Below are 25,984 nucleotides of genomic sequence, written 5' to 3' on the forward strand. Positions count from 1 at the left end.
TGGCCACGTAGGAGGAATTTGTATGAATACGATTTCAAGCGGTTTCTATAATTTTAGTTTATGGATATCAAGACTTGCTTACGTAAATCTATTGTGGATAGTCTTTTCGTTATTAGGTTTGGGCGTTTTAGGTTTAATGCCAGCAACTGCAGGCATGTTTGCTGTAATTCGAAAATGGGTTTTGGGAAGAGATGACATTCCTATTTTCAGCACTTTTTGGGGAACGTTTAAAAAAGAATTTCTTAAAATAAATTTAATTGGATATATTTTAATTTTAATTGGCTATGTTCTATATATGGAAGTGAGAATTTTATGGGTGCAGGAAAGCGCTGTATATATTCTTGCAGGCTTTGGAGTATTGGCTCTTATCTTCATCTATTCTATTGTATTGCTCTATATATTTCCGATCTTTGCACATTTTAAGTTAAATACGTTTCAATATATAAAATGGCCAGCAATCATTGGAATAGTGCATCCAATTTTGACAATAGTATTAGGCGGAGGGCTTCTTTTTCTACATTATTTAACTTACGTAACAATCCCTGCGTTATTGTTTTTCTTTGGAGGTAGTGTTACTGCATATGTTCTTACATGGGGGATATCGAAAACTTTTAACAAATATGAACAAACAGCCTCTTAGCAAAAAAATCGGAGGAGAAGGGATTAGATCTTATGAGTAAGTATCGGTTGTTAGCGTTAGATTTGGATGAAACATTACTAACAATAGATAAAAGGATTACTGATGAAACAAAAAAATGGATAAACAAAGCCATTGCAGAAGATATACATGTAGTGTTTGCGACTGGTAGAGGACTTCAAAAGATAGGTGATTTTCGAGAGGAGCTAGGGTTAAATTCTCCAATGGTACTTGTTAACGGAGCGGAAGTTTGGGGTGGCTCTAATAATCTGTTAGGCAGGTATTTTATTTCTAAGCAGGATATAAGAACACTTCATCAATTAGCAATGGAAGCAGAGGCCTTTTATTGGGGGTATAGTGTAGAAAGTTTAACGGGGCCTGGAACATGGTGTGAGGAAATGTTTTACAGGAATTGGATGAAGTTTGGCATGAGACATGATGATCCTAACGTAATTCAGCAATTGAAATGCCAACTTGAGAATGCCAAAACACTTGAAATTACTAGCTCTGGTGACACAAATATTGAGTTTTCCTTAAAGGGAATTACAAAGGAAAGTGGAATTCGGAAGGTATGTGAGCATTTACAACTGGAAATGAAAGAAGTACTAGCGATTGGTGATAACTTAAATGACCTCAGACTTATTGAACATGCTGGGCTAGGCATAGCTATGGGAAATGGAGATGAAAAACTAAAAGCGGTTGCCGATGGGATAACAGATACCAATGAAAAAGATGGTGTAGCAAAAGCTATCCAAAGATATATTTTTGAAGTAAATGAGGAAGTTGTATGAGGTGTAACTAAAACTATTTAAATTTAAGTATAGTTGAGGAGTTCTATCATAATGACATTAATTTTTGCGCATAGAGGAAGTGCCGGCACCCACCCTGAAAACACGTTTGCTGCATATTTGGAGGCGGAAAGAGTAGGTGTGGATGGTATTGAACTAGATGTACAATTAACAAAAGATAATCAGATTGTTGTAATCCATGACAGTACAGTTAATAGAACTACGAATGGAATCGGAAAAGTAAAAGATTACACGTTAGAGGAAATAAAACAACTTGATAATGGTTCATGGTTTGCACCTGAGTTTGATGGAGAAAAAGTTCCTACCCTTACTGAGGTTCTTAAATGGTTACAAACTAACAAATTACTTTTGAATATCGAGCTTAAAAATGAAACAAATATAGTACCCTACCTTGAGGAATTAGTTATTAAGGAAATTGAAAAACATAATCTAGTCGAAAGGGTAATTATTTCGAGTTTTAATCATTACTCTATTAGAAAGATTAATAAGTTAAATTCAAAGATTGAGTGCGCAATTTTATTTCTGGAAAAACTATACGAACCTTGGAATTATGCAACCACCGTTGGAGCGAAGGGGCTGCATTCTTATAATCCTAAAACTAGTGATGCCATGATAAGGGAGGCACAGGAAAGAGGATATCCGGTTAGAGTTTTTACAGTGAATAAGGAAGAAAGAATGCAACAGTTAATAGCCCAAGGATGCTCAGCCATATTTACAGATTATCCTGAAAGGGCATTGCAAGTTAGAGAGGTGGTTCGTGGATAGATTGGAGTAGTTAAAATGGAAGTTTTAAAATCAATTTTTATAGAATATGAGGTATATTTTCAGGTTTTAATTAGTGCAATACTTGGTTTTCTAATTGGAATGGACCGTTCATCAAAACATAAACCAGCGGGTCTAAAAACATATACGTATGTTGCAGTAGCTTGTACATTGATTACTATTATTTCAATTCATAGTGTTACAAGTTTTAGTAATCCAATCATGGGGACTCGTATGGACCCGATGCGTCTGGCTGCACAAATTGTTTCAGGGTTAGGTTTCTTGGGAGCAGGTGTTATTTTAAAGGATGGTCTTCAAGTAAAAGGTTTAACGTCAGCAGCTATGATTTTTTATGTAGGCGGTGTAGGGATAGGTATTGGAGCAGGATTTTATGGTTTAGTTATTTTCTCAACAATTATTACATTTGTTTTAACAAAAATCGGCCTAATCTTTGAAAAACAAAATGTTATAAAAATAGATGAATTCTCTAAAAATCAACACAAAGTAAAATAATGAGAGGGGTTATTGTATGTTGAAAATTGGTGTAATCGGGGTTGGTTCCATATCCAATTCACATATCGAAGCTTATCTGAAGAATGAACAAGTGGAGTTAACTGCTTTCTGCGATATTAATGAGGATAGGTTAAAGGAAAAAGGAGAACTATTTGGTGTAAAAAAGTTATATAAAAACTATGAGGAATTATTGAAAGATGAAGGTATTGATGCGGTAAGTATTTGTACTTGGAATAATACTCACTCGGAAATTGCGATTTCTGCATTAGAAAATGACAAACATGTATTAGTTGAAAAACCGTTAAGTATGAATGTAGAAGAAGCCTTAGCTGTGGAAGCAGCTGTTGAAAGAACAGGTAAAATACTTCAAGTAGGCTTTGTTAGAAGGCATGGAGATAATACAAGAGTACTTAAAACCTTTATAGATAACAACCAATTAGGTGAAATTTATTATGCAAAGGCTTCTTGTATGAGAAGGTTAGGGAATCCTGGTGGCTGGTTTAGTGATATTACAAAATCAGGAGGAGGTCCGTTAATTGATCTTGGGGTTCATATGATTGATACATGCTGGTATTTAATGGGCAAGCCAAACCCTGTTTCAGTAAGTGGAAATAAATATTCTAAATTAGGAAACCGCAGTCATATTAAAAATTTATCTTATTACAAAGCAGCAGACTATGATGCTAAATTAAATGATGTGGAAGATCTGGCAAACGCATTGATACGATTTGAGAATGGTCAATCGCTCTATATAGACGTCAGTTTCACACTTCATGCCAAAAGTGATGAGGTAAAGATTCAATTATTTGGAGAAAATGGTGGAGCAGAGATCGAGCCAGAGTTAGCGTTGATTGCAGAACAGCATGATACCATTCTAAATATTACTCCTCAAATAGATAATTTAGGATTTAATTTTTCAAAAGCTTTTTCAAATGAGATTAATCATTTTGTTGAATGCTGTTTAGAAGGAAAAGAAACAATTGCCCCTGTTAGCGATGGGGTGCAACTAATGAGGATTTTACAAGCCATATATGAATCTGCCGTAAAAGAAAAAGAAGTATATTTATAGCAGTTGGCTTGAAGTGATTAGGAGGGAAGGTAATGGCCGTTATTTTTGTGATAAAACCAGTAGAAAATTACTGTATAAACAGTACACACTGGAAAAAAATAAATTCCAATAGTGAATGGAATGTTGAACAAAAATTGGAACAAACAGAAAATATTGTAGCAACATACAGTGATGCACAATTTCATGAAGTACTAGCCGAGGGGTATGATGTTTATGTACCGTCGAGCCTCATTACTGACGATTACTGTGGGAGTTACAACAACCTTTATACTTATTTTGAATTGGAAAATTACCCTTTTTTTAAAAAATTAAAAGATGTAATAAAAAAAGATGAAAACAAAAAAGGAGTATTTAGGTTTAGAAGAAAAGTAAGTGAAAAAGAACAAAAAACGATTAGCAGTGATTTATATGTATTAAACTTTGTATTTGGTGATATAGAAAATGTGGAATTCGCCCACTCGGATAGGGGATATGAGCCTTTCCATGTTATCTTGCTTGTGCACTATATTAATGGAACTTTCGCTCATTTGGAATACACTTTTACTGATGAAGACTCCATCGAATTTGATTGGAGTGGTCTTAAAAGAATAATTGAATTTGACGGAAATGAAATGAACCCCGTTAAAACTAATGATCAATCTTCCAGTTTAATGTTATATACAGATACAATTTTATCTACTGCTTGCCAGGTAAATGAGGAGTTAATGACTAAATTAAATAGTTTTAAGCGATTAGTGGATGAGGGGGGTTTATAGTGAAAGTTGGAATGATGAGTTTTGCACACATGCACGCGCATAGCTATGCCAATAGTCTGCTAAAGCTGCCTAATGTAGAATTAGTGTGTATATTTGATGACGAAGAAGAGAGAGGTAAAGATGCAGCAAAAAAATACGGTACAGAGTATGTTAGTGACCAAGAGACATTTCTAAATAGAGAGATGGATGCAGTTATAATCTGTAGTGAAAATAGCAAACATAAGGAAATGGTAGTGAATGCTGCTAAAGCCAAAAAAAATATATTATGTGAAAAACCAATTGCAACTACACTTAAAGATGGAGAGGAAATGATTCGGGTATGTGAAGAGAACGGAGTTATACTACAAATTGCATTTCCCGTACGTTTTAATTCATCAATACGCCAGCTTAAAGATATGATAAGTAAAGGAGAACTTGGAAAGATTATTGCCTTCCGAACAACCAACCGCGGTCAGAATCCAGGTGGATGGTTTATTGATAAGCAAGCATCAGGAGGCGGGGCTGTTCTCGATCATACCGTACACATGGTTGATGTTATGAGATGGTGTATAGAAAAGGAAGTAAAAAAGGTAGATGCTTTAGTAGATTCATATTTTCATGATATTCCAATTGATGATGCCGGTCTTCTGACTTTAGAATTTGAAAATGGAGTAATTGCTTCCCATGATGCCAGCTGGTCGAAATTTTCGGCATACCCTACATGGGGTGACGTTACAATAGAGGTTATTGGTACAAAGAAAACTGTAAAAGTAGATGCTTTACAGGAGCATCTTCGTATGTATGAAGAAGATAGTAAACCACTAAAACATTTATTTTATGGCAATAATATGGACTTTGATCTAATTAAAGATTTTGTTGACTGCGTGAAAGAAGGAAGAGAACCCTCGATAACAGGTTATGATGGATTAAAGGCATTAGAAGTGGCTTTAGCTGCCTATGATGCTAGTGACAGTAAAAGTACTGTTTATTTATAGTTAATAAAGTTGCATTAGAACATGCCCAAGAGGCAACCTCTTGGGCATGTTTACTTGTTTGTGGCTAGGCTACCAGAATGAGAGAAGGCCACGTCCAAATGAGAGAGCCCCGCCTCAAATGAGAGACACGCGCATTCAAATGAGAGACACCCGCACCGAAATGAGAGAGCCCTCCCCCAAATGAGAGAGCGCCGCATCCAAATGAGAGAGCCGCACACCTAAAACGACCCGCCACAACTCATCCTCCCACTCTACTTAATCATTCCACATCAAATAGAAAGGTTGTCGTTTTCTTATATGTTTCTTCAGCTTCAAGCTGTATTCCCGGAAAGCCTTCATGCTCCAATGAAGCAGGTGATCCTTGTGTTTCAAAACACACGCCGAGGTGCTTTCTGGAACTGCCTGCAACGAGTTGCAAACCTTCCTCCAGTCCATTTCCGGTGTACATAACCATGCCAGGCTGATCCGTGGTGATTGTCATCGACCGACCACTGCCGGACTCTGTCACTTTTACCTGCTCCGTTGCATCTTTCTTAAAGATAAAATAATGGTCATAGCCATTACCGACAAGCCGGTTCTGTGGATGTGCGGATAATATGCCATCCTGCAATTTTCGCCCACTTCGGAAGTCAAATGGGGTATTGCCAACCACCAGTTTCCGACCAGTTGGAATCATCTCTTTATCTAATTCAACAAATTCATTACTGGCAATTCGAACATGGTGTCCGGCAATGGTTTCTTTTAAATTGCCACTTAGATTAAAATAACTGTGGTTTGTCATCGTCAAAACAGTAGATTGATCTGAATCAGCTTCGTAATCGATTACCAGTTCGTTGGCATTTGTTAGCGAATAAGTCACCGTAACGCGCAAATTCCCAGGGTATCCGCCTTCTCCATCAGGGCTTTCATGAGTGAGTTTTACGCCGACTGCTCCATCCGTAGAAAAGGTTTCTGCATGCCAGACAACATGACTGAATCCGTGCTCTCCGCCATGGAGGTGGTGCTTTCCTTCATTTGTGTCCAATTCGTAACTTGTTCCATTTAATTCAAAGGAAGCATTGGCTATTCTGCCTGCAACTCTTCCAATCACAGCGCCAAAGTAATTTGGGTTTTCCGCGTATTCCTCCAGATTTTCATAGCCAAGTACGATGTTTTCCTTATTGCCATGCTTGTCTGGTGCGATCAGCTTCGTGATAACCCCACCAAAATTCAGGATGCTCACTTCCATGCCATGATCGTTTGTTAGCGTATATTGCTTCCATTTATTTACGACCTGTTTTGATGTAATATGCATTATTTTTCCCCTCTCCACTTGATGCAAAAATAACGGGCAGACGTCATCTACCCGTTATCCTATTTCTATTTATTCACTGCATTGATAAATCGTTTAAATGCTGCCAGTCCGGATTCTGTCTGTTTAAATACACCAGCATCCTCCAGTACTCTGGCAAACTTTTTACCTAGCTCTTTTTCTACAATCGTATCAACAGTTGCCCCATCACTCACTGTGCCATACTCCTGCTTTAATTGGTCTGCCCATTCCTGATGGTATGCAGCAACGTCACTGGCTTCACCAAGTAAAAATTTCTTCAGCTCAGCAAGCTCTTCCTTTAATCGTGCAGGCAATACTGCAAGTCCCATTACCTCAATCAAGCCGATATTTTCCTTTTTTATATGATGGACATCTGCATGTGGGTGGAAAATACCCATTGGATGTTCTTCCGTTGTACGATTGTTTCGCAAAACTAAATCAAGCTCAAATTTGTCGCCGCGTCTTCTGGCGATTGGTGTAATCGTGTTGTGGCGTACTCCATCTGTATAAGCCAAAATAGCTGCCTCTTCATCCGAGTAATTTTTCCATGCGTTTAAAATATGCTCCCCAGCGTTGGCTAGCTGTTCCGGATCATCAGCCTGCAGACGAATGACGGATAATGGCCACTTCAATATGGATGCATGCACATCAGGAAACCCTGAAAGTGTAACATCCACAACATGTTCCGCATTTGTCATAGCGAATTCATAGCTTCCTGCCTGATAATGGTCATGGCTTAAAATGGATCCCCCGACAATTGGCAAATCTGCATTTGAGCCGATAAAATAATGTGGAAACTTTTCCGTAAAGGAGAGTAACCGTTGAAACGCAGCTAGATCAATTTTCATATTACGATGCTCTTCTGCAAGCAAAATGCTGTGTTCATTGTAATACACATAGGGGGAGTACTGTAAATACCAGTTTTCTCCCTGCAGTGGTACCTGAATAATACGATGATTCGCGCGCGCCGGATGACCGGTTCTTCCGTTATATCCCTCATTCTCGACACAGAGGAGGCATTTCGGATAGTTCACTGTCTGCTTCATTTCCCGTTCACGGCGAATTTGTTCCGGGTCTTTTTCCGGCTTGGATAAATTAATGGTAATATCGAGAACGCCATAGGCGCTGTCTGCTTTGAAGTGTATATTTTTAGAAATACGGTTCATCTGAATATAGTTACTGTTTTTGCTTAATTCATAAAAATAATCTGTTGCAGCAACAGGTGATTGCCTGTATTTTTTTTCAAAATGATGTTGAATGACAGAAGGTCTCGCCACAAAACAGTTCATTATATTTGCAGATAAGATTTCTTTCTCATCCAAAACATTTTCAATGACCTGTTCAGATACTGCCCAATCAATGATTTTTTCAAGAAGATCCGGGATGGAGGCATCCACGACTTCTGGTGAATGCTCCGGGAAAGAAGGGAGGCCAAGCTGATGCATGACCTGGTTACGCACATAAATATGATCTGCTGACTCGATCAGCTTTACTTCGATTCCTTTTTCAATCAGGCTTGCGATATGTGTGTAAATCAATGTTATTCCTCCGTTCCATAGCCGTTAGGGTGAGTGGAGTGCCATCTCCAAGCATCCTCCATAATTTTATCGATAGATGTTTGTTCAGGCTTCCAACCAAGAATGCGTTGGGCTTTTTCAGAGCTTGCTACAAGCTTACTTGGATCTCCAGGGCGGCGTGGCCCACTAACTGCTGGGATTTCCTTACCGGTAACTTTTCTTGCTGCATCAATCATTTCTTTAACAGAAAATCCTTGACTGCTGCCAAGGTTGAAAACATCGCTTGCTCCACCTTTTTTCAGATAATCAAGTGCAAGTAAATGGGCAGCAATCAGGTCATCGACATGGACATAATCACGAATACACGTGCCGTCTGGCGTGTCATAGTCTTCACCGAAAATCGTAATATGCTTTCTTTGTCCAAGCGCTGCCTGTAGAATAATCGGAACAAGATGTGTTTCCGGACGATGATCTTCACCGATAACAGCTGATTCCTTCGCTCCTGCCACATTGAAATAGCGGAGGGACACATAATTAATGCCATGTGCTTCATTAGTCCACTTCATCAATTTTTCCATCGTAAGCTTTGTTTCCCCATACGGATTGGTCGGCTTAGTTGGCATTGTTTCTGTGATTGGAACTGCTTCCGGTTCACCATATGTAGCCGCAGTGGAGGAGAAGACGATATATTTAACATTATGTTCCACCATTACCTGGAGAAGAACCTGTGTACCATATACATTGTTATCAAAATAGGCAAGCGGTTTTTCCATTGATTCACCAACAAGGGAATTTGCCGCAAAATGAATCACTGCCTCAATGGATTCTTTATCAAAAACATCACGTAAAAAGTCAATGTTGCGGATATCTCCTTCATAAAAGGTTGCCTCCGGATGTACTGCCTGCCGATGACCTGTCTGTAAATTATCGACAACCACCACATCATGACCTTGCTCCTTTAATTGATAAACCGCATGGGAGCCAATATAACCCGCTCCACCTAATACTAATATGCTCATTAAAAAATGCTCCTTTCTTTCTATAAAAGGTTATTGAAAAATTAAGTTGGTAATTTGCGTAGCTAGTGCGCTGGCGGATTACCCGAGACGATGCAGGGTTGTAGCGCGACAGTTTGCGTCTCGTCCGCGACACAAAGCACTCCGCCCGCGACATCATGTAGCTGAACCGAGACAGATAGCGCTCCTACCGAGACACCGTGCAGCTGAACCGCGACACGGAGCACTTCACCCGAGACACCAGGCGCCCTGTCCGCGACAACATGCGGCTGGACCGAGACAGCTCAGCGCTTACCCGAAACAGCATGAGTCAGCACTGCGACAGCAAAAGATCCACCGCGACACCGCTCCACAACATCAGCACACCACCACAATACTCACCTTACTCCGCCGCAGGCACGCTCTCTACATCATTCACCTTTTTCGCGCCGTCTGAAATACTTGCCGGGTAAAAGGTCGCGTCATAGCCGATTTTTCCGCGATAGATAGCATTAACTTGATCCCGGAAAGCTTCCTGATGTGCCTTTTCTACAATGGCGATCGCACATCCACCGAAGCCAGCCCCTGTCATTCTCGCGCCGAGTACGCCCTCTTGCTCGCGGGCGGCCGCTACAAGGGTATCCAGCTCCATGCCAGTTACTTCATAATCCTCTTTTAGTGATTGATGAGAGGCATCCATAAGGCGGCCAAATTCAGACAGATTGCCTGCATGCAATTCATCCAATGCCTTAAGTGTACGTTGGTTTTCTGTGACAGCATGGCGAGCGCGCTTACAATTTACCTCATCCTTAATTAAATGCTGATACTTTTCAAATTGCTCGTTCGTCAAGTCACCTAGACTGTTAATGGCAAGCTCTGATTGTAAATCTCCGAGTGCTGCTTCACATTGCTCCCGGCGCTCATTGTACTTTGAACCAGCAAGTGTGCGCTGTTTATTTGTGTTCATGATCATAATGATATGATCCTCAAGCTCTACCGGCGCATATTGGAAGACAAGTGTCTGGCAGTCTAGTAGCATCGCATGATTTTTCTTTCCCATGCCAATGGCAAACTGGTCCATGATGCCACTGTTTACGCCAATATAGTTGTTTTCCACTTGCTGACCAAGCTGGATCATGGCAAGCCGCTCGATATCTAAATCGAATAACTCTTCAAGCATTACACCTGTCACCATTTCAATAGATGCAGAGGAAGAGAGTCCGGCACCATTCGGGATGTTGCCATAATACAGAATATCCATCCCTGAACTAACCGAATGCCCTTGTTGCTTCAGAGCTTGAATCATTCCTTTTGGATAGTTTGCCCAGTCATGGTTGCTATCATATTCTAATTCATTAAGTTCACATTCAATTATACCTTTTTCGGAAAAATTGAGCGAATAAAACCGCAAAAGCTGATCATGACGCTTTCTGGCCAATGCATATGTTCCAAAGGAAATTGCTGCAGGAAAAACGTTTCCACCATTATAGTCGGTATGCTCCCCAATAAGATTAATTCTTCCCGGTGCAAAAAATGTAACTGGCTGGTGAGATGTTTGAAAAATCGATTGGAATTCGGTGAATAGGTCGTGTTTCATATTAAAACTCCTCTTTGCAAAATCTAGTTTTCTAGAACAAGTCAAAACGCTAGAGTGTAAGTAACTAATCCAAACTTTTATCCATAAGTATGATGTTTTAGTTTGTTTTGTAACTTAGTTAATTAATTTAATTAAGTCTATGTTACTACGAATAGAAGGGAAATTCAATATGAATGGAGAAATAAAATGAAAGGGGTTACTCACCTTTCATAGTCTTCAAAAGGCAAACTTATTTTTCCGGCAATCCTCCTCCTCTACCAAATAAAACACAAGGAGCTGCTAATCATGAACCACCACACAAAAATATATGTCTACAGCCTGGCCGGTCTGCTCTTCCTAAGCAGTCTGATTGCAATGCTTTATTTTGGCTATAAAACATTTTACATAGAAAAAGTAGAGTCCTCACAGCCGGCATATTCCTACCACTTCGCCCTCGTAGCCGAGGAGACAGAGAATAATTATTGGCGTTTGGTAGAAAAGGGAGCGAAGCAAGCTGCTGCGGAGAAGGGTATTTATTTGGAATATATTGCGCCAAATAAAGCGGATAATGATCAGCTGCTGAAGCTGTTTGATCGGATGATTGCGGCAAAGGTGGATGGGATTATTGTGCAGGGAATTGAGGGCGAACGCTTTGTTGATCTTGTCCATAAAGGGGTGGAGAGGAATATCCCAGTTATTACGATTGATACAGATGTGCCGAGCGAGCGCAAGGCTTATGTCGGGACAAATAATTTTTATGCAGGACAACTTGCTGGCAGACATATCATTGAAAACACAAAAGGAGAACAGCATGTTGGTGTTATTGTGGGCAGGTTTGAAGCAATTAACCAGCAGGAGCGATTGGCAGGCTTTAAGGATGCGATTAAAGCTCACCCGCGCATTCAAATTACGGAGATCAAGGAATCGAATATAACGGAAATTGGTGCAACACAGGCAACGTATGCAATGATGAAACAGCATCCCGAAATTAATGTGCTACTTGGCCTAAGTGCCCTTGATGGATTAGGAATGGTAGAGGGTCTCCAGCAAATTTTTCCTACAAAGGATGTGTTGATCACCTCCTTTGATATTTTGCCTGAAACGATGGAACTGATCCGTGAAGGTGAAATTGATGCAACAATTGCTCAATATCCGGAACAAATGGGCTCAATGGCTGTGGATGTGTTGATTGACCTGCAAAATAGAGACCTGGTAGACAATAAAATCTATACGAAAACGGAAATTATTGAAAAAGCTGATCTGCAGGTAGAGCCGGAGGTAGCGAGATGAAAACAATTAGAGGTAAGCTTACTGTCTACTTTCTTGTTTTTATAATTTTGTTTCAGGTGACTGCCATTTCTATCTTTGTCAGCTCTAATCAATTAACGAATACATATCATGATAGTTTTGAACAATTCCTTCTATTAAATTCGGTTGCACAAAAATCGGAAGAGCTCTATTTGCGGACCAAGACGGTTGTCACGAATGCGGATAAGGAGAATCAGGCGAGTTATTTTAAGGCAAAAAAACTGCTGCAGAAAGATAAGGACAGGCTGACACACCTGTATGCAGATACCCCAAAAATAGAAATAAAAAATTATATGAACCTGTTGGAGACGTTTATTTACGAGAGTGAATTAACGGTCGGGTTTACCTTGCAGGACGATATCGAGCAATATACAACCCACCTGGAGGAAACAAGAATAACTGCTTCTTATATTCAAGCAGCTGCCCTAGAAATTATTGATGTGGAGCTAACGGATTACCAAGCCTTTTATCAAAATTTACAGGTGCGCAATAATCATTTTTTTGTTTTTATTGCCTTTTTATTTATTACCACGATGATGCTGGCGATTTTCTTTGCGTTATGGTTTTCACGAGGAATTACGAGGCCGGTGCAGCAGTTGTCCCATGCGGCAAAGCAGGTTGCGGCAGGGGAGCTGCGGGGGGAGCCGGTTCACATTCATACAAATGATGAACTGAAATTGCTTGGCGATACCTTTAATCATATGCGGGCAAACATTGATGAGCTTGTGACAGAAATAAAAGATCAGTCGGAGCTCGACAGACTCATTAAGGAGATGGAGTTAAAGCATTTGCAAAACCAGATTAATCCACACTTCCTTTTTAATACATTAAATACCATTTCAAAGATGGCCTTTCTGGAGGATGCCAGATCAACCTCCAATCTTATTGATGCTGTAGCAGCACTGTTAAGGCATAGTTTAGGCCAAATTGATAAAAGTGTGCCATTGGCAGATGAGGTCGCAGTTGTTGAGGATTATTTTCATATTCAAAAGATACGCTTTTCGGAACGGGTGGAGTTTGTATTGGAAATGGATGAGGCATGTTTGGATATCGAGCTACCGAAGTTAACCTTGCAGCCACTTGTTGAAAATGCCTTTATTCATGGAATAGAGGAAAAGGAAGATGGTGGCCGGATTTCCTTGCATGTCTATTCCTCCCCTTCAACCGTTTTTGTGGAAATAAAAGATGACGGGAAAGGGATGCCGCCAGAGAGGGTACGGCAAATTCTTAGCCTGTCTGAACAAGAGCTGCCAACAGATGAGCATGCGGGGCATTCTACGGGATTGGGATTGTCCAATGTCATTCGTCGGTTACAGCTTTTTTATCAGCGGACAGATGTTGTGGAAATTGAATCAGTCATGGGCGAAGGTACGACCATTCGCTTACTTTTGCCGAAGCAGAAAGGAGAAAAGTAAATGCGTATTTTAATAGCTGAAGATGAACTATTGGAAAGAAAAGCAATGAAGAAATTTATTGAACAGAATTTTGCTGACATGACGGTTGTTGGTGAAGCAGTAAATGGCCGGATGGCGATTGAATTGGCAGCTGCCGAAAAGCCGGATGTGATTTTCATGGATATCAAAATGCCTGGCATTAATGGGTTGGAAGCGATTCGCGAAATACATAAAGTGCACCCGCAAACGAAGTTCATTTTAGTCTCTGCGTATGATTCTTTTGATTATGCGAAGGAAGCGATGCAGTACGGAATTAAGGATTATATTTTAAAGCCAGGGAAAAAAGAGGAGATCGTAAAAGCAATTATGCGTATCAAAAAGGAGGTGGAAGCGGAAAAAGAACAGCAGCAGCAATCCCGCGCAATAATCGAGGAACGTTTTCTTCAACACGCAAGGAAGCAAAAAGGGGCGGGGGATTTGGTTGCTTTGAAGCAACAGCTTTTTCCGGAAATGAAAAGCGGCAGTTTTCTTGTGATTACTTTTTCAGATCACAGGTATGGAGATCAATTGGAAGAGGTGCTTGCTTCAATATGTCCGTACACATTTATTTATCAGCTTTCAGAGGGGCGGGCGATTGTCTGTATTCTGGCTGATGTTGTGATGGAAAAAGCAGAGCTGCTTTCTATGGCGAAGAGGATCTCAAATCAGTTGGCGGGGGCAGTCTATATCGGAATTGGTTTTCCTGTGAAAAGAGTCGAACAGCTCTATCAATCCTATGAGCAAGCATATACCGCTTCCCTTCAATTAGCTACAGACCAAAAAAGTAATTTTAGTTTTCCTAGTGAAAAAGCACAGGATACAGCACGGGAACATCGGCTTGAAGCTTTAGTTAGTTTAGTTGAAAAAGGGAATGGAGAAGAGGCAGTTCAGCTTTTTCAGCAGTACCAAGCGCAGTTTTCGGAGAATATGTTGGAAGAATTATACTTAAACATCAAGAGCTTGTTTATGGAGCGGGATATGGAGCTTGGCGTTCGGGCTTATTCCATGTTGAAAACATCAGAGGATTGGTGCGACTTTTTATTACTAAGCTGTATGCATATGCAGCAGTTACATCAATCCAAACAATATATGGAGCAGGTTAAGCAGTATATCGCAGAACATTATCAGGAGCCGTTAACATTGGAAAAAGTAGCTGCAACGGTCCATTTAAGCACCAATTATTTTTCCAATTTATTCAAACAGGAGCTTGGGGAAACTTTTACAGATTACATCGCAAAAATTCGGATGCAACAGGCAAAGAAGTTGATAGAAAGCAACCAGTATACGTTAAAGGAAATCAGCTACATGGTCGGCTACAATAATCCGAACTATTTCAGCAGAGTGTTCCGCAAGCATTTTAATGAATCACCAAAGCAGTTTCAGCGCTCCATCTTTAAATAGTGCAAGAAACCGTAAAATAGTGCAGGAAATTAATCTGCTAATCTTATTTGAAATTTCTTATAATTAAAATTGTAAACGTTATCAATACAGAGAGGGGTTTTAGTGTGAAGAAGATAATTGGCTTATGTTTTTTCGCCTTATTCTCATGCTGGCAGCTTGTAGCTCGGATTCTGCGAAAGAAGAAAGCGGGGATTCTGATGCGAAAGCAAGTGACGGTGGAGGCGAAGGAAAAGTAGAGATTTTCAGCTGGTGGACAGGTGCTGGTGAGGAAGATGGATTACTAGCATTAATTGATTTATTTGAAGAAAAGCATCCGGACATTTCAGTGGAAAACGCGGCAGTAGCTGGTGGTGCAGGAACGAATGCGAAAGCTGTTTTAGCCACAAGGATGCAGGGCGATGACCCACCGTCCACGTTCCAGGTACATGGTGGAGAAGAGCTTAATAAAAGCTGGGTTGCCGCAGATAAAATGCAGCCACTAAATGACTTGTATGAAGCGAATGAGTGGATGGATAAATTCCCAGAGGATCTAATTGATCTTGTTAGTCAGGATGGCAATATTTATTCCGTTCCAGTAAACATTCATCGTGGGAACGTTATTTTTTACAACAAGAAAGTATTTGAAGATAACGGAGTAGATGTACCTACAACCTTTGATGAATTCTTTAAGGCAGCAGATAAGCTTCAGGAAGCTGGCGTAACACCATTGGCGTTAGGTGATAAAGAATCATGGACAGCAACACAGATTTTTGAAAATGTGGTCTTAGGTGTGCTTGGCCCTGATGACTATGGCAAATTATTTAAAGGTGAAATCGGCTTTGATGACCCGCGTGTAAAGGAAGCAGCAGAAAAATTCGGCAAGATGCTTGATTATGTGAATGAGGATCATGCATCGCGTAACTGGCAGGACTCCGGTCAGCTTGTTGCAAACGGTGAGGCTGCCATGTTGAACATGGGTGACTGGGCAAAGGGTTACTTTGTGAACGACTTAAACTTGGAGACAAATAAAGATTTCGGTTATGTACCATTCCCGGATACAGATGGTGACTTTATGGTAATCACAGATACGTTCGGTTTACCAAAGGGTGTAAAAAATCCGGATGAAGTAAAGGAATTTTTAACCGTACTTGGCTCTGTAGAAGGCCAGGATGCATTCAACCCGTTGAAGGGCTCCATCCCGGCACGTGTGGATGCAGATCCATCTCAATATGATGATTACGGCAAAGATACAATAGAAGATTTCAAGAATGCTAATCTGGCACCAAGTCTTGCTCACGGCTCTGCAGCAGCAGAAGGCTTCGTAACAAAAGCAAATCAGGCAGTAAACATTTTTGTTACACAGCGTGATGTAGATAATTTTATAGAAGCATTGAAGAACGCAGCAGGTGAGTTGTAAGAGCGGTAGGGCGTTGTTGGTAGGTTGTTAGGTTGGTTGGTAATGGACAAAAGTTGCTGTTGCTGGGGTGGAATTGTCTAATAGAGAGCGTCTAATGGACAGAAAGCGCTGTTGCTGGGCTGGGATTGTCCAATAGAGAGGGTCTAATGGACAAAAGTGGCTGATGCTAGTGTGGGATTGTCCAATAGAGAGGGTCTAATGGACAAAAAGCGCTGTATCGATGCTGAAACTGTCCAATAGGAAGCGTCTAATGGACAAAAAGTGGTGCAACCAAGCAGCAAATGTCCAATAGGGAGCGTCTAATCAACAATACCAAGCATCCCAGCAACCATCCACCACTCATCTGATATAAAACAAAATAAAGTGGGCTGCCTCGTTTATTTAGGCAGCCTTCTCTATGATGCGAAGTCTCTAGTTAGGAGGAACACCAATGGAGAATCAAGCACAACGGAGTCCCAAACGAAGAATTTCCAAGGATCATTGGACAGCAATTGCATTTTTAATTCCATCATTCATTCTGATTCTCGTATTTGTTTATGGATTTATCGGCTGGACCGGTTATGTTTCTTTGAGTAATTATAATTCGCTTGTCCCGGATTTTTCGTTTGCCGGATTGAAAAACTATATCTATTTATTTAATGATTTTCGCTTCCAGGCGGATTTACGGAATACTGTATTTTTTACAATTTTATTTATAGGCTTGGTTATTGTGCTTGGCATGGGATTAGCCATACTAATTGATCAAAAATTAAAGGGAGAATCCATTTTCCGGAATATTTTACTTTTCCCGATGGCCTTGTCGTTTATCGTTACTGGGGTTGTGTGGCAATGGCTATTAAATCCATCGACAGGGTTTAACCAATTTTTGAGTGTCTTTGGCATTCAGCCCAAATGGTATACCGATACAACGATTCTTGCAGGATTTGAATGGGGAAGCATCGAGTTTGGTTTGCCTGTAGCAATCATCGCTGTGGTAATTGCAGCAGTATGGCAGATGACAGGCTTTTCCCTGGCGATGTACTTGGCAGGTTTACGAGGAATCCCGGAAGAACTAAGAGAAGCTGCTCGTATGGATGGAGCCAGTGAATTTCAAGTATACCTGAAAGTAGTCCTGCCCATGCTGATGCCCATTACGATGAGTGTGGTTATCATCATGGCACATATTTCATTGAAAATTTTTGATTTAATCTATGCGATGACAGGTTCAGGCGCAAATTTTGTAACAGATGTACCAGGTGTTTATATGTTCGAAACAACTTTCCGTGGAAATTATTATGCCAATGGTGCAGCAATCGCGATCATTATGCTGTTATTGGTAGCAATCTTCATTGTTCCATATCTATGGTCAAGCAGAAAGGGGGATAAATAATGGCAGCCTTCCCAATTGGTAAGTTAATCAAATACATCATATTAATCTTTTTTGCCATTATATTTATTATGCCCATCTATGTCATTCTTGTTACCAGTCTGAAGCCACTTGATGAGGTGTCACTTGCTACGATGTGGACATTGCCAAGCGCCATTGACTTCAGTTCGTATGTTGAGGCATTTTCCAAACTCGCACCAAACTTCATGAACAGCATTTATTTAGTTGTGCCGGCAACATTGCTATCGGCACTCCTTGGGGCAATGAATGGCTATGTGCTTTCAAAGTGGAAATTTAAAGGTGCAAATACCATTTTCACAATCATTTTGTTCGGGATGTTTATTCCATATCAAAGTATCCTCATCCCACTGATTCAATTTTTACGTACCATTGATTTGTATAATACAATACCGGGACTCGTGCTCGTCCATGTTGTGTATGGCCTGCCAATTACGACGTTGATGTTCCGGAACTTTTATGCAAGTATTCCCGATTCGATGATTGAGTCAGCAAAGATTGATGGAGCAAGCTTCCTAGGAATTTTCCGTCATATTATTATCCCTTTATCCATTACTGGTTTCGTAGTTGTGGCTATTTGGCAGTTCACGAATATTTGGAATGAGTTTCTGTTCGCTGTAACGATAACTACCTCGGATCAGCAGCCGGTCATGGTCGCTTTGCAAAATCTATCCGGAAGCCAGATCGTCCAGTGGAATGTTCAGATGGCGGGCGCATTACTCGCAGCATTACCAACATTACTTGTCTACATTTTTGCAGGAAAATATTTTGTAAGAGGTCTGTTGGCGGGTTCTGTGAAGGGATAGGTTGAGTGGTTGTGCAGTGGTCAGCGCGAGGAAGGACTCTCGTACTGTCAGCTGATCTTAGTTTGAAAAATTGCTCGGTAATATCGATTTATTAAAACGTCCTAGAAAAGACAAACCTGCTTTTCACGTTATCAAACAAAAGCAGGTTTTTATTTAAGAAAAAAAGGAGGGAAATAGGATGAACTACGCTGTAGGGATTGATATTGGAGGTACGAAAATTGCTATGGCAGTGGTGGATGAAGCTGGCAGCATGCTTGCACATCACGTAATACCGATGGACCTGTCCATTCAGCCAGAAGAAATGCTGGAGCGGATTTGTGAGGAGGTAACGATGCTTGTGGCAAGTTGTGGAATTACTTGGGATTCCATTCTTGGCGTTGGTATCGGCGCACCAGGCCCCCTTGACATAAAGCAAGGAAAAATCACCTGTCCACCCAATTTGCCGTCATGGCTGGATATTTCCATTGTTGACTATATGGAGAACCATTTTTCTAAGCCGATCATTTTAGAAAACGATGCAAATGCTGCGGCGCTTGCGGAAAAATGGCTTGGTGCAGCAAAGTGCGAGGATCATTTTATTTACTTGACGATCAGTACAGGGATTGGTGCAGGGATTTTCTGTGATGGAAAATTACTGCATGGCCACAAAGGCAATGCAGGGGACATCGGGCATGGGGTGATGGATCCGTCCTTTGGCCAATGCACCTGTGGTCAAATCGGCTGTCTGGAGTCGATTGCCTCTGGGACAGCTATTGCCAAAAGGGGCTCTGCCATCATGGGAGAAGAGCTGACAGCAAAGGAGATTTTTGAGCTTTATTTTAATGGAAATACAAAAATCTTTCTGTACATTCAGCGCGTTTTTGATGTAATTGGCGCAGCATGTGTTTCGCTTATTAACACATTTGATGCTGAAAAGATTGTCATTGGCGGTGGTGTGACACAGGTGGGCGAGGCTTTGTTTGAGCATGTGCAATCATATGTCAGCAGCTATGCATTAAATCCAAGCGGGAGGGAGACGAAGGTCGTTCCAGCTGGTCTGGCTCAGCATGCAGGTGTTATTGGCGCTGCAGCACTGTGCCTTGACGTTTCCAAAAATCAATTACAAAAGTAGAAGCAGGGTAAGGAGATGGAACGATGAAAAACGACGCCATATTTTTGGAACCTTATTTTAACGAACGGGTATGGGGAGGGCAGCGTTTACGCCATTTATTTGATTACCAAATCCCTAGCACAAAAACTGGGGAGGCATGGACAATTTCTGCCCATCCCACGGGTCCTTCTGTAGTTAAAAATGGGCAATGGAAAGGGAAGACATTACAGCAGCTATGGCAAGAATATCCCGAGCTTTTTGGGAAAAATTCGTCCTCGGGAGGCTTTCCACTTTTAGTAAAGTTGATTGATGCCAATGACGATCTGTCTCTCCAGGTGCATCCGGATGATTTCGATGCAAGAGAGCAAGCGGGTGAGCCGAACGGTAAAACAGAGTGCTGGTATGTTGTGCATGCAGAGCCGAATTCTGAAATTGTGCTTGGACATCATGCAAAAAGTATAGTGGAATTTTCCGAGATGGTGGAAAACGGTGCATGGGAGCAACTGCTTCGCAAAGTAAAAGTTAAGCAAGGGGATTTTTTCTATGTCCCGAGTGGAACGTTGCATGCGATTGGGAATGGGATTGTCATTCTGGAAATCCAACAAAATTCGGATATTACGTATCGAGTCTATGATTATGATAGAAAAGATGCAAATGGGGAAACACGTCCTGTCCATTTGAATGAAGCGATGAAGGTTACTCAGATTCCACATATGGAAACAACACAAGAAGTCATTTCCCAACAAAAAGAAGCTTTTCAATTAATAAGATTTATAGAGGGACAATATTTTACCGTTGAGCATTGGAACGTGATGGGGACAGTGGATATTATTATGGAAAAGTCCTACCTTTTATGCAGTGTGATTGCAGGGGAAGGGAAGCTTGTTATGGAAAATACTTATTACTTACGAAAAGGGGACCATTTTATTTTACCGGCAGGCATAACGAATTATCGTTTACATGGGGAAATGGAGCTTGTGGTAGCAAGTGAAGGTAAGGGATAGGAGTTGGTAAGTGTATAAAAGCTGAGCAGAATTCGTAACTGATCGGCTTTTTTTGTTGGAGAGAGTTTGAGTGACCTGAAGATGGCAGTTTTTTGAGAGGGGAGAATAGTGTGAGATTCGATACTCAAAAGCAGTAGATAAGCCCCTTCACATTTAAAAGATTAAGAGAAAAGAACTACATAAAAATAGGGAAATCCGTCAAAAGGTGATTGACGTCTCTTTTAGTTGATGGTAGGATAATTTAAAGTTAATTAATTTAATTAATTAAGAGAGAAGGTTTATAGATAAAAAAGATAACGATTTCATTTGTCTAGTGTTTTTTATGTAAGCGGATTAGTAGAAACATAGATTATTTCATCATAGAAGAGAGGGTATTTTACATGGCTTTTATCACCATTGCTTCATTTTTATTTTTTACAGCTTTAGTTGCAATTATTTCTTATGTGAAAACACGCAAGGAGGATCTTACTACTTCGGATGGTTACTTCCTTGGTGGTCGTAGCCTGACTGGCTGGGTAATCGCCGGTTCCTTAATGCTGACAAACCTCTCCACAGAGCAGTTGGTTGGTTTGAATGCAGAGGGCTATGAATTCAGTATTGCGTCCATGGGTTGGGAGGTTGGCTCTGCTTTAGCACTTGTTTTGGTAGCGTTTTATTTACTACCGAGGTATTTAAAGGGTGGAATCACAACAATCCCGGACTTCTTGGAGGAGCGTTTTGACCCAGGTGTAAAATTATTCGTAACAATCTTATTTTTATTTGGATACATATTAAACCTGATGCCACCTATCTTGTATACAGGTGCTGTCGCTTTACGCGAAATGTTCAACGTTCAAGGTATGTTTGGTGTTGGTGATACTGCCGCATTATGGATCACTGTTTGGGCAATCGGAATTGTCGGCTCCATTTATGCTATTTTCGGTGGACTGAAAGCGGTTGCCGTGTCTGACACCATTAACGGTATTGGTTTATTGTTTGGTGGGCTACTTATTCCGGTATTAGGTTTGGCCTTTTTAGGAGACGGTTCACCAATCGCCGGATTCCAAACAATTGTGGAAAATACACCGGAAAAAATGAATGCAATCGGCGGCGAAAAAGAACCACTGCCATTTTCAACGATGTTTACCGGTTTGCTTTTAGTTAACCTATTTTACTGGGGAACTGCGCAGCATATTATGCAACGTGCCATTGCTGCGAAAAACTTGAAAGAGGGACAAAAGGGGCTATTAATTGCTGCATTCTTAAAAATGATCGGCCCAGTTATTCTGGTTTTACCAGGGATTATTGCATTTAACCTGCTCGGCGATAAGCTTGACCCGATCAATGCGTATTCAGCACTAGTAAATCACGTGTTGCCACTTCCGCTTGTCGGCCTGTTCGCTGCCGTATTATTTGGTGCGATTCTGTCATCATTTAACTCCGGGCTGAACTCAACGATTACGTTATTTATGTTAAACGTGTATAAACCTTATGTGAAGCCAAATATTACAGACCGAGTACTTATTAGCCGTGGTAAGGTGTTCGGAACATTTATTGCTATTTTCGCGATGTGTATGGCACCATTGATTGATCTGATGCCACAAGGCTTCTTCCAATATTTCCAAATGGTAAATGGATTTTATAATGTACCGATTTTCACTATATTAATTATTGGTTATACAACAAAACGTGTACCGGCAATTGCTGCAAAAATCGCACTCGGCGCATTCATTATTGTATATGCAATCACGCAATTGTTCTGGGATACAGGCGTGCATTACTTGCACATACTCGCCATTCTGTTCGTGCTTTGCTCCGCATTCATGTTAATCATGGGCAAAATCAAGCCGCGCGACACTGCATTTGTGCTGGAGGATAAAAAAGCAGTTGACCTTAAACCATGGAAACTCGCTTACCCAGTAGGCCTGGGCGCAGTCGCTATTATGGTCATCATCTATGTGATCTTCTCCCCGTTAGGGATTGCACAATAATATAGTTTATTAAGCAAGAAAAGGGGGGGATTTGCCGGATGGGAGGGCAAATCCCTTTTGTGTTTTGGGGGAGTGTTGATTTGAGTGGGTGTGGACTTGGTATGAGGGGGGCAAGGCTGAGATGAGAGGAAATCCTGCCAAATGAGAAAGCCCGGGCTTCATATGAGAGGGCAGCGGCTGATATGAGAGACGGGGTGGCTCAAATGAGAGGGGCTCAGCTTGATATGAGAGACAGCAAGGTTCAGATGAGAGAGCCCGAGCTAATATGAGAGACGACCTCGCTCAAATGAGAGAGCCTGGTCTAATATGAGAGACAGCAATGTTCAAATGAGAGAGCCCGGTCTAATATGAGAGGCATCCTGGTTCAAATGAGAGAACACAGCTTGGTATGAGAGGCAGGGTGGCTCAGATGAGAGAGCTCGGTCTAATATGAGAGGCATCCTGGTTCAAATGAGAGAACCCCGCCTCATATGAGAGAACGCCTAACCAAATGAGAAACACGCGACCCCAGCGTCACCCTCCCAAAAGCCGCTCACCTAACCAATCACCCCCAGCCACATCTATTTCCAAAAGTTTTCAAGTTGTCAAACCTGACCGGCAACAATCTCTTGCGTTATAATGGTAGGTATTGTTTAGAATCAATGTAGGAGATGACTTGAAGTGGATGGTATACTTAAGAAGAAATGGGTTGTCGTGAGCATCGCCATTTTTTGTGCAATATTGTGGGGGAGTGCTTTCCCTGTTTTAAAAGTAAGCTATGATGAATTGCAAATGGCGCCAAATGATACGATTGCTAAAATCGTTTTTGCTGGATGGCGCTTTCTAATGGCTGGATTAATTTTACTTATTGGTATGCTTTTTGTTAACTGGAGACGTCTTTTGGTAACAAGACGCCAGTTTATGTTTTTAGTGCTGTTTGGCATTATCCAAACCGCATTGCAATATTATTTTTTCTATAATGGACTAGGAAAAGTATCCGGCATGCAGGGAGCAATTCTCGTTTCAAGCGGAACTTTTTTCACTGTAATTTTAGCGCATTTTTTCTATCATAATGATCGTTTGAATTGGAAAAAAGCAATCGGCCTTGTTGCTGGATTTGGTGGCGTAATTGTCGCCAACTGGGGATCTGAACTGCAATTAAGCTTTCAGTTGACTGGTGAAGGCTATATGATTTTGGCAGCATTGACCGGGGCAATCGGAACCATTATGGCAAAAGAACTCGCTGTCGGTATTCACCCGTTTGCGTTAACAGGCTGGCAATTAACCATTGGTGCAGCACTGCTATTAGTAATCGGATTGCCACGATTAGACGAGGGCGCAATCACATTTACTCCGCTTGGCTATGGTTTATTAATTTATTCTGCCTTACTGTCAGCGGCAGCGTTTGCCCTGTGGTACTCAATTTTAAAATATAACAAAGCTGGCGAGATCAGTATGTTCAAATTCATCACCCCGGTTTCGGGAGCCATTTTATCTGCCATGTTTGTGCCGGGTGAGCGATTGAATCTGTTTATTATTGGTGCGCTATTCCTTGTGGCAGTAGGAATTATTGCGGTAAATTATAAGGGAAAAGCTGCAAGAAAAGCGGCACGGGCTCGGTAATTTTGGATTTATTGTGGTTTTAGTATGGGGCGGTTGCTCTCTCAAATGGAGTGGGCTTTGTCTCATATTTGGACAATGTCTCTCATATGGGTGCTTGCGTCTCTCAAATTCGAGCAGGTTGTCTCAAATGAGGTGGGTGCTCTCTCAAATGGAGTGGGCTGTGTCTCATATTTGGACAATGTCTCTCATATGGGTGCGTGTGTCTCTCAAATTTGAGCAGTTTGTCTCAAATGAGGTGGGCGCTCTCTCAAATAAATTTTAGTATAGTGCCCAGCAACTTTGTTTTTCTAGTATTGCTGCTTGATATAAATTTTAAAAATCGGAGGAAAAGCGATGCAACGTGGAACTTTTCAGTTAATGAAATCTGTTAATAAATCAATTATTTTAAATAAAATCAGAACAGCTGAACCAATTTCCCGGGCGCAAATTGCCAAGGATACTAAGCTTACCCCGCCAACTGTCAGCAGTATTGTGAAGGAACTCATGGAGCAGGGGCTGGTGATAGAAAGTGATAGTGGACAGTCGATGGGCGGCAGGAGACCGACCATGCTGCATATAAATAAGACTGCCTTTTATATTATTGGTGTAGATGCAGGGCCGGACAAAATCGATGCGATCGTTGCTGACCTTTCAGGGAGTGTACTTACACGGAGTAGCAGTCAGCTTGAGGCATCATTAACGAACAAAACCTTTTGGAGTCATTTGAAAAAATGTATTCGCTCCATTGTGGAGGAAGCTCCTACAAATGGTGCAGAAATATTGGGGATCGGTGTTGCTATGCATGGGATGGTAGATGTGCAAACAGGTACATCGTTATTCGCCCCCAACCTCGGATTAACGAATATTCCGATCAAAGAGGAACTGGAAAAAGAATTCAATGTTGTGATTAAAGTAGAAAATGACGCGCGGGCAATGGCGCTTGGTGAAGCTTGGTTTGGCGGACATGGCGAAATCGACAGCATGGTCGCCGTCAATTTGGGCCGAGGCGTCGGCGCTGGGATTGTAGTGGAAGGCAAGCTGTACCATGGAGCACAGGACATTGCCGGAGAAATCGGGCATATGACCATTGATATGAATGGAAAACAATGCGAATGTGGAAACCGTGGCTGCCTGCAAACCTTCGCTACTGGATCAGCAATCGCAGCTCGGGCGCAGGAACTGTTGCAAGCGAGCGAAGCCTCCAAAAAGGATGAGGCAGTTAAGCTGACAGGCGAGAGTGTGTATGCGCTAGCTAAGGCGGGAAACAAGATATATGAAGAAGTTCTTGTGGAAACCGGAGTATATATCGGCGTTGGGCTGACAAACCTGATCCACCTCGTAAACCCGAAAAAAGTCGTGCTTGGCGGCGGGGTCATGAACAGCACGGAATTTCTATTACCTAGTATCCGAAAAACCATCGAGCAGCGCGCGCTGACTCCTGATGCCAAACACACAGACGTCGTGGTCACCTCCTTGGGAGAAGACGCAACATTGCTAGGAGCAGTTTCCTTGCTGTTGGTGGAGTTGTTTGAGGGAGTTTGATGTGTGGCTGTTTCATATGGCAGGCTAGGTTTCTCATGTGGGGCGAGTGCAGTCTCAAATGTGAGGCTAGGTCTCTCATATGGAGCGTGTGCTGTCTCAAATGAAGCCCGCGCTCTCTCATATGGCATGAGCAGTCGCGGTACGTGGCCA

The 25,984-nt window shown here is 41.4% G+C and carries 22 protein-coding genes; 18 read left to right on the plus strand and 4 right to left on the minus strand.

Going from position 1 to position 25,984, the window contains the following annotated elements; translation table 11 throughout:
* The first annotated feature begins 22 nt into the window (after window positions 1-22).
* From JCM12304_RS00675 to JCM12304_RS00705, 7 genes are read left to right on the plus strand one after another with little or no spacing between them, the layout of a single operon-like run.
* Window positions 23-640 (plus strand): YesL family protein, encoded by a 618-nt coding sequence (locus JCM12304_RS00675; RefSeq protein WP_019378113.1) that lies wholly within the window; start codon window positions 23-25, stop codon window positions 638-640.
* 32 nt (window positions 641-672) lie between these two features.
* Complete coding sequence (locus JCM12304_RS00680) at window positions 673-1,428, plus strand: Cof-type HAD-IIB family hydrolase (RefSeq protein WP_060678218.1); 756 nt, start codon at window positions 673-675, stop codon at window positions 1,426-1,428.
* 51 nt (window positions 1,429-1,479) lie between these two features.
* Window positions 1,480-2,211, plus strand: coding sequence for a glycerophosphodiester phosphodiesterase (locus JCM12304_RS00685; RefSeq protein ID WP_060678219.1), 732 nt, complete (start codon window positions 1,480-1,482; stop codon window positions 2,209-2,211).
* A gap of 15 nt (window positions 2,212-2,226) precedes the next feature.
* Window positions 2,227-2,721, plus strand: a complete 495-nt coding sequence (locus tag JCM12304_RS00690) for an MgtC/SapB family protein (protein ID WP_060678220.1) — start codon at window positions 2,227-2,229, stop codon at window positions 2,719-2,721.
* A 16-nt stretch (window positions 2,722-2,737) separates the two neighbouring features.
* Window positions 2,738-3,790 carry a Gfo/Idh/MocA family protein gene (locus JCM12304_RS00695; RefSeq protein ID WP_060678221.1) on the plus strand — a complete coding sequence of 351 codons (1,053 nt, stop codon included), beginning with the start codon at window positions 2,738-2,740 and terminating at the stop codon, window positions 3,788-3,790.
* 32 nt (window positions 3,791-3,822) lie between these two features.
* The gene (locus JCM12304_RS00700; RefSeq protein WP_060678222.1) at window positions 3,823-4,545 is read left to right on the plus strand and encodes a hypothetical protein; all 723 of its coding nucleotides are present in this window, start codon (window positions 3,823-3,825) and stop codon (window positions 4,543-4,545) included.
* Window positions 4,545-5,519, plus strand: coding sequence for a Gfo/Idh/MocA family protein (locus tag JCM12304_RS00705; RefSeq protein WP_060678223.1), 975 nt, complete (start codon window positions 4,545-4,547; stop codon window positions 5,517-5,519). Before JCM12304_RS00700 ends, JCM12304_RS00705 begins: the two co-directional genes overlap by 1 nt.
* Window positions 5,520-5,778: 259 nt before the next feature.
* On the opposite strand, the gene JCM12304_RS00710 is transcribed toward JCM12304_RS00705, so the two are convergent.
* The 4 genes from JCM12304_RS00710 to JCM12304_RS00725 form a co-directional block, all read right to left on the minus strand.
* A complete protein-coding gene (locus JCM12304_RS00710) occupies window positions 5,779-6,813 on the minus strand; it encodes an aldose epimerase family protein (protein WP_060678224.1) in 1,035 nt (344 codons plus the stop codon).
* A 65-nt stretch (window positions 6,814-6,878) separates the two neighbouring features.
* The gene (galT, locus tag JCM12304_RS00715; RefSeq protein WP_060678225.1) at window positions 6,879-8,369 is read right to left on the minus strand and encodes a UDP-glucose--hexose-1-phosphate uridylyltransferase; all 1,491 of its coding nucleotides are present in this window, start codon (window positions 8,367-8,369) and stop codon (window positions 6,879-6,881) included.
* A gap of 2 nt (window positions 8,370-8,371) precedes the next feature.
* A complete protein-coding gene (gene galE, locus JCM12304_RS00720) occupies window positions 8,372-9,367 on the minus strand; it encodes a UDP-glucose 4-epimerase GalE (RefSeq protein ID WP_060678226.1) in 996 nt (331 codons plus the stop codon).
* Window positions 9,368-9,746: 379 nt separating this feature from the next.
* Window positions 9,747-10,940 (minus strand): galactokinase, encoded by a 1,194-nt coding sequence (locus JCM12304_RS00725; RefSeq protein WP_060678227.1) that lies wholly within the window; start codon window positions 10,938-10,940, stop codon window positions 9,747-9,749.
* A gap of 285 nt (window positions 10,941-11,225) precedes the next feature.
* On the opposite strand from JCM12304_RS00725, the gene JCM12304_RS00730 reads away from it, so the two are divergent.
* The 11 genes from JCM12304_RS00730 (at window position 11,226) to JCM12304_RS00780 (ending at window position 25,834) form a co-directional block, all read left to right on the plus strand.
* Entirely contained in the window at window positions 11,226-12,209 is a 984-nt protein-coding gene (locus JCM12304_RS00730) for a sugar-binding protein (protein ID WP_060678228.1), read from the plus strand.
* The gene (locus JCM12304_RS00735) at window positions 12,206-13,642 is read left to right on the plus strand and encodes a sensor histidine kinase (RefSeq protein ID WP_060678229.1); all 1,437 of its coding nucleotides are present in this window, start codon (window positions 12,206-12,208) and stop codon (window positions 13,640-13,642) included. The genes JCM12304_RS00730 and JCM12304_RS00735 overlap by 4 nt, the downstream gene beginning before the upstream one ends.
* Window positions 13,643-15,061: a response regulator gene (locus JCM12304_RS00740; protein ID WP_060678230.1), complete on the plus strand. Its 1,419-nt coding sequence runs from the start codon at window positions 13,643-13,645 to the stop codon at window positions 15,059-15,061.
* 124 nt (window positions 15,062-15,185) lie between these two features.
* Window positions 15,186-16,457, plus strand: coding sequence for an ABC transporter substrate-binding protein (locus JCM12304_RS00745; protein WP_060678231.1), 1,272 nt, complete (start codon window positions 15,186-15,188; stop codon window positions 16,455-16,457).
* A gap of 430 nt (window positions 16,458-16,887) precedes the next feature.
* A complete protein-coding gene (locus JCM12304_RS00750) occupies window positions 16,888-17,826 on the plus strand; it encodes a carbohydrate ABC transporter permease (protein ID WP_060678232.1) in 939 nt (312 codons plus the stop codon).
* Between the two features lie 68 nt (window positions 17,827-17,894).
* Complete coding sequence (locus JCM12304_RS00755) at window positions 17,895-18,647, plus strand: carbohydrate ABC transporter permease (RefSeq protein WP_369813120.1); 753 nt, start codon at window positions 17,895-17,897, stop codon at window positions 18,645-18,647.
* Between the two features lie 178 nt (window positions 18,648-18,825).
* Window positions 18,826-19,758 (plus strand): ROK family protein, encoded by a 933-nt coding sequence (locus tag JCM12304_RS00760; protein WP_060678234.1) that lies wholly within the window; start codon window positions 18,826-18,828, stop codon window positions 19,756-19,758.
* Window positions 19,759-19,781: 23 nt separating this feature from the next.
* The gene (gene manA, locus JCM12304_RS00765; protein ID WP_060678235.1) at window positions 19,782-20,741 is read left to right on the plus strand and encodes a mannose-6-phosphate isomerase, class I; all 960 of its coding nucleotides are present in this window, start codon (window positions 19,782-19,784) and stop codon (window positions 20,739-20,741) included.
* 380 nt (window positions 20,742-21,121) lie between these two features.
* Window positions 21,122-22,711: a solute:sodium symporter family transporter gene (locus JCM12304_RS00770; RefSeq protein ID WP_060678236.1), complete on the plus strand. Its 1,590-nt coding sequence runs from the start codon at window positions 21,122-21,124 to the stop codon at window positions 22,709-22,711.
* Window positions 22,712-23,371: 660 nt separating this feature from the next.
* The gene (locus tag JCM12304_RS00775; RefSeq protein WP_019378133.1) at window positions 23,372-24,313 is read left to right on the plus strand and encodes a DMT family transporter; all 942 of its coding nucleotides are present in this window, start codon (window positions 23,372-23,374) and stop codon (window positions 24,311-24,313) included.
* A gap of 333 nt (window positions 24,314-24,646) precedes the next feature.
* The gene (locus tag JCM12304_RS00780) at window positions 24,647-25,834 is read left to right on the plus strand and encodes an ROK family transcriptional regulator (protein WP_060678237.1); all 1,188 of its coding nucleotides are present in this window, start codon (window positions 24,647-24,649) and stop codon (window positions 25,832-25,834) included.
* Window positions 25,835-25,984: the final 150 nt, after the last annotated feature.

Origin of the sequence: Virgibacillus halodenitrificans JCM 12304, assembly GCF_001310895.1 — a bacterium.
Lineage (GTDB): Bacteria > Bacillota > Bacilli > Bacillales > Amphibacillaceae > Virgibacillus_Q > Virgibacillus_Q halodenitrificans.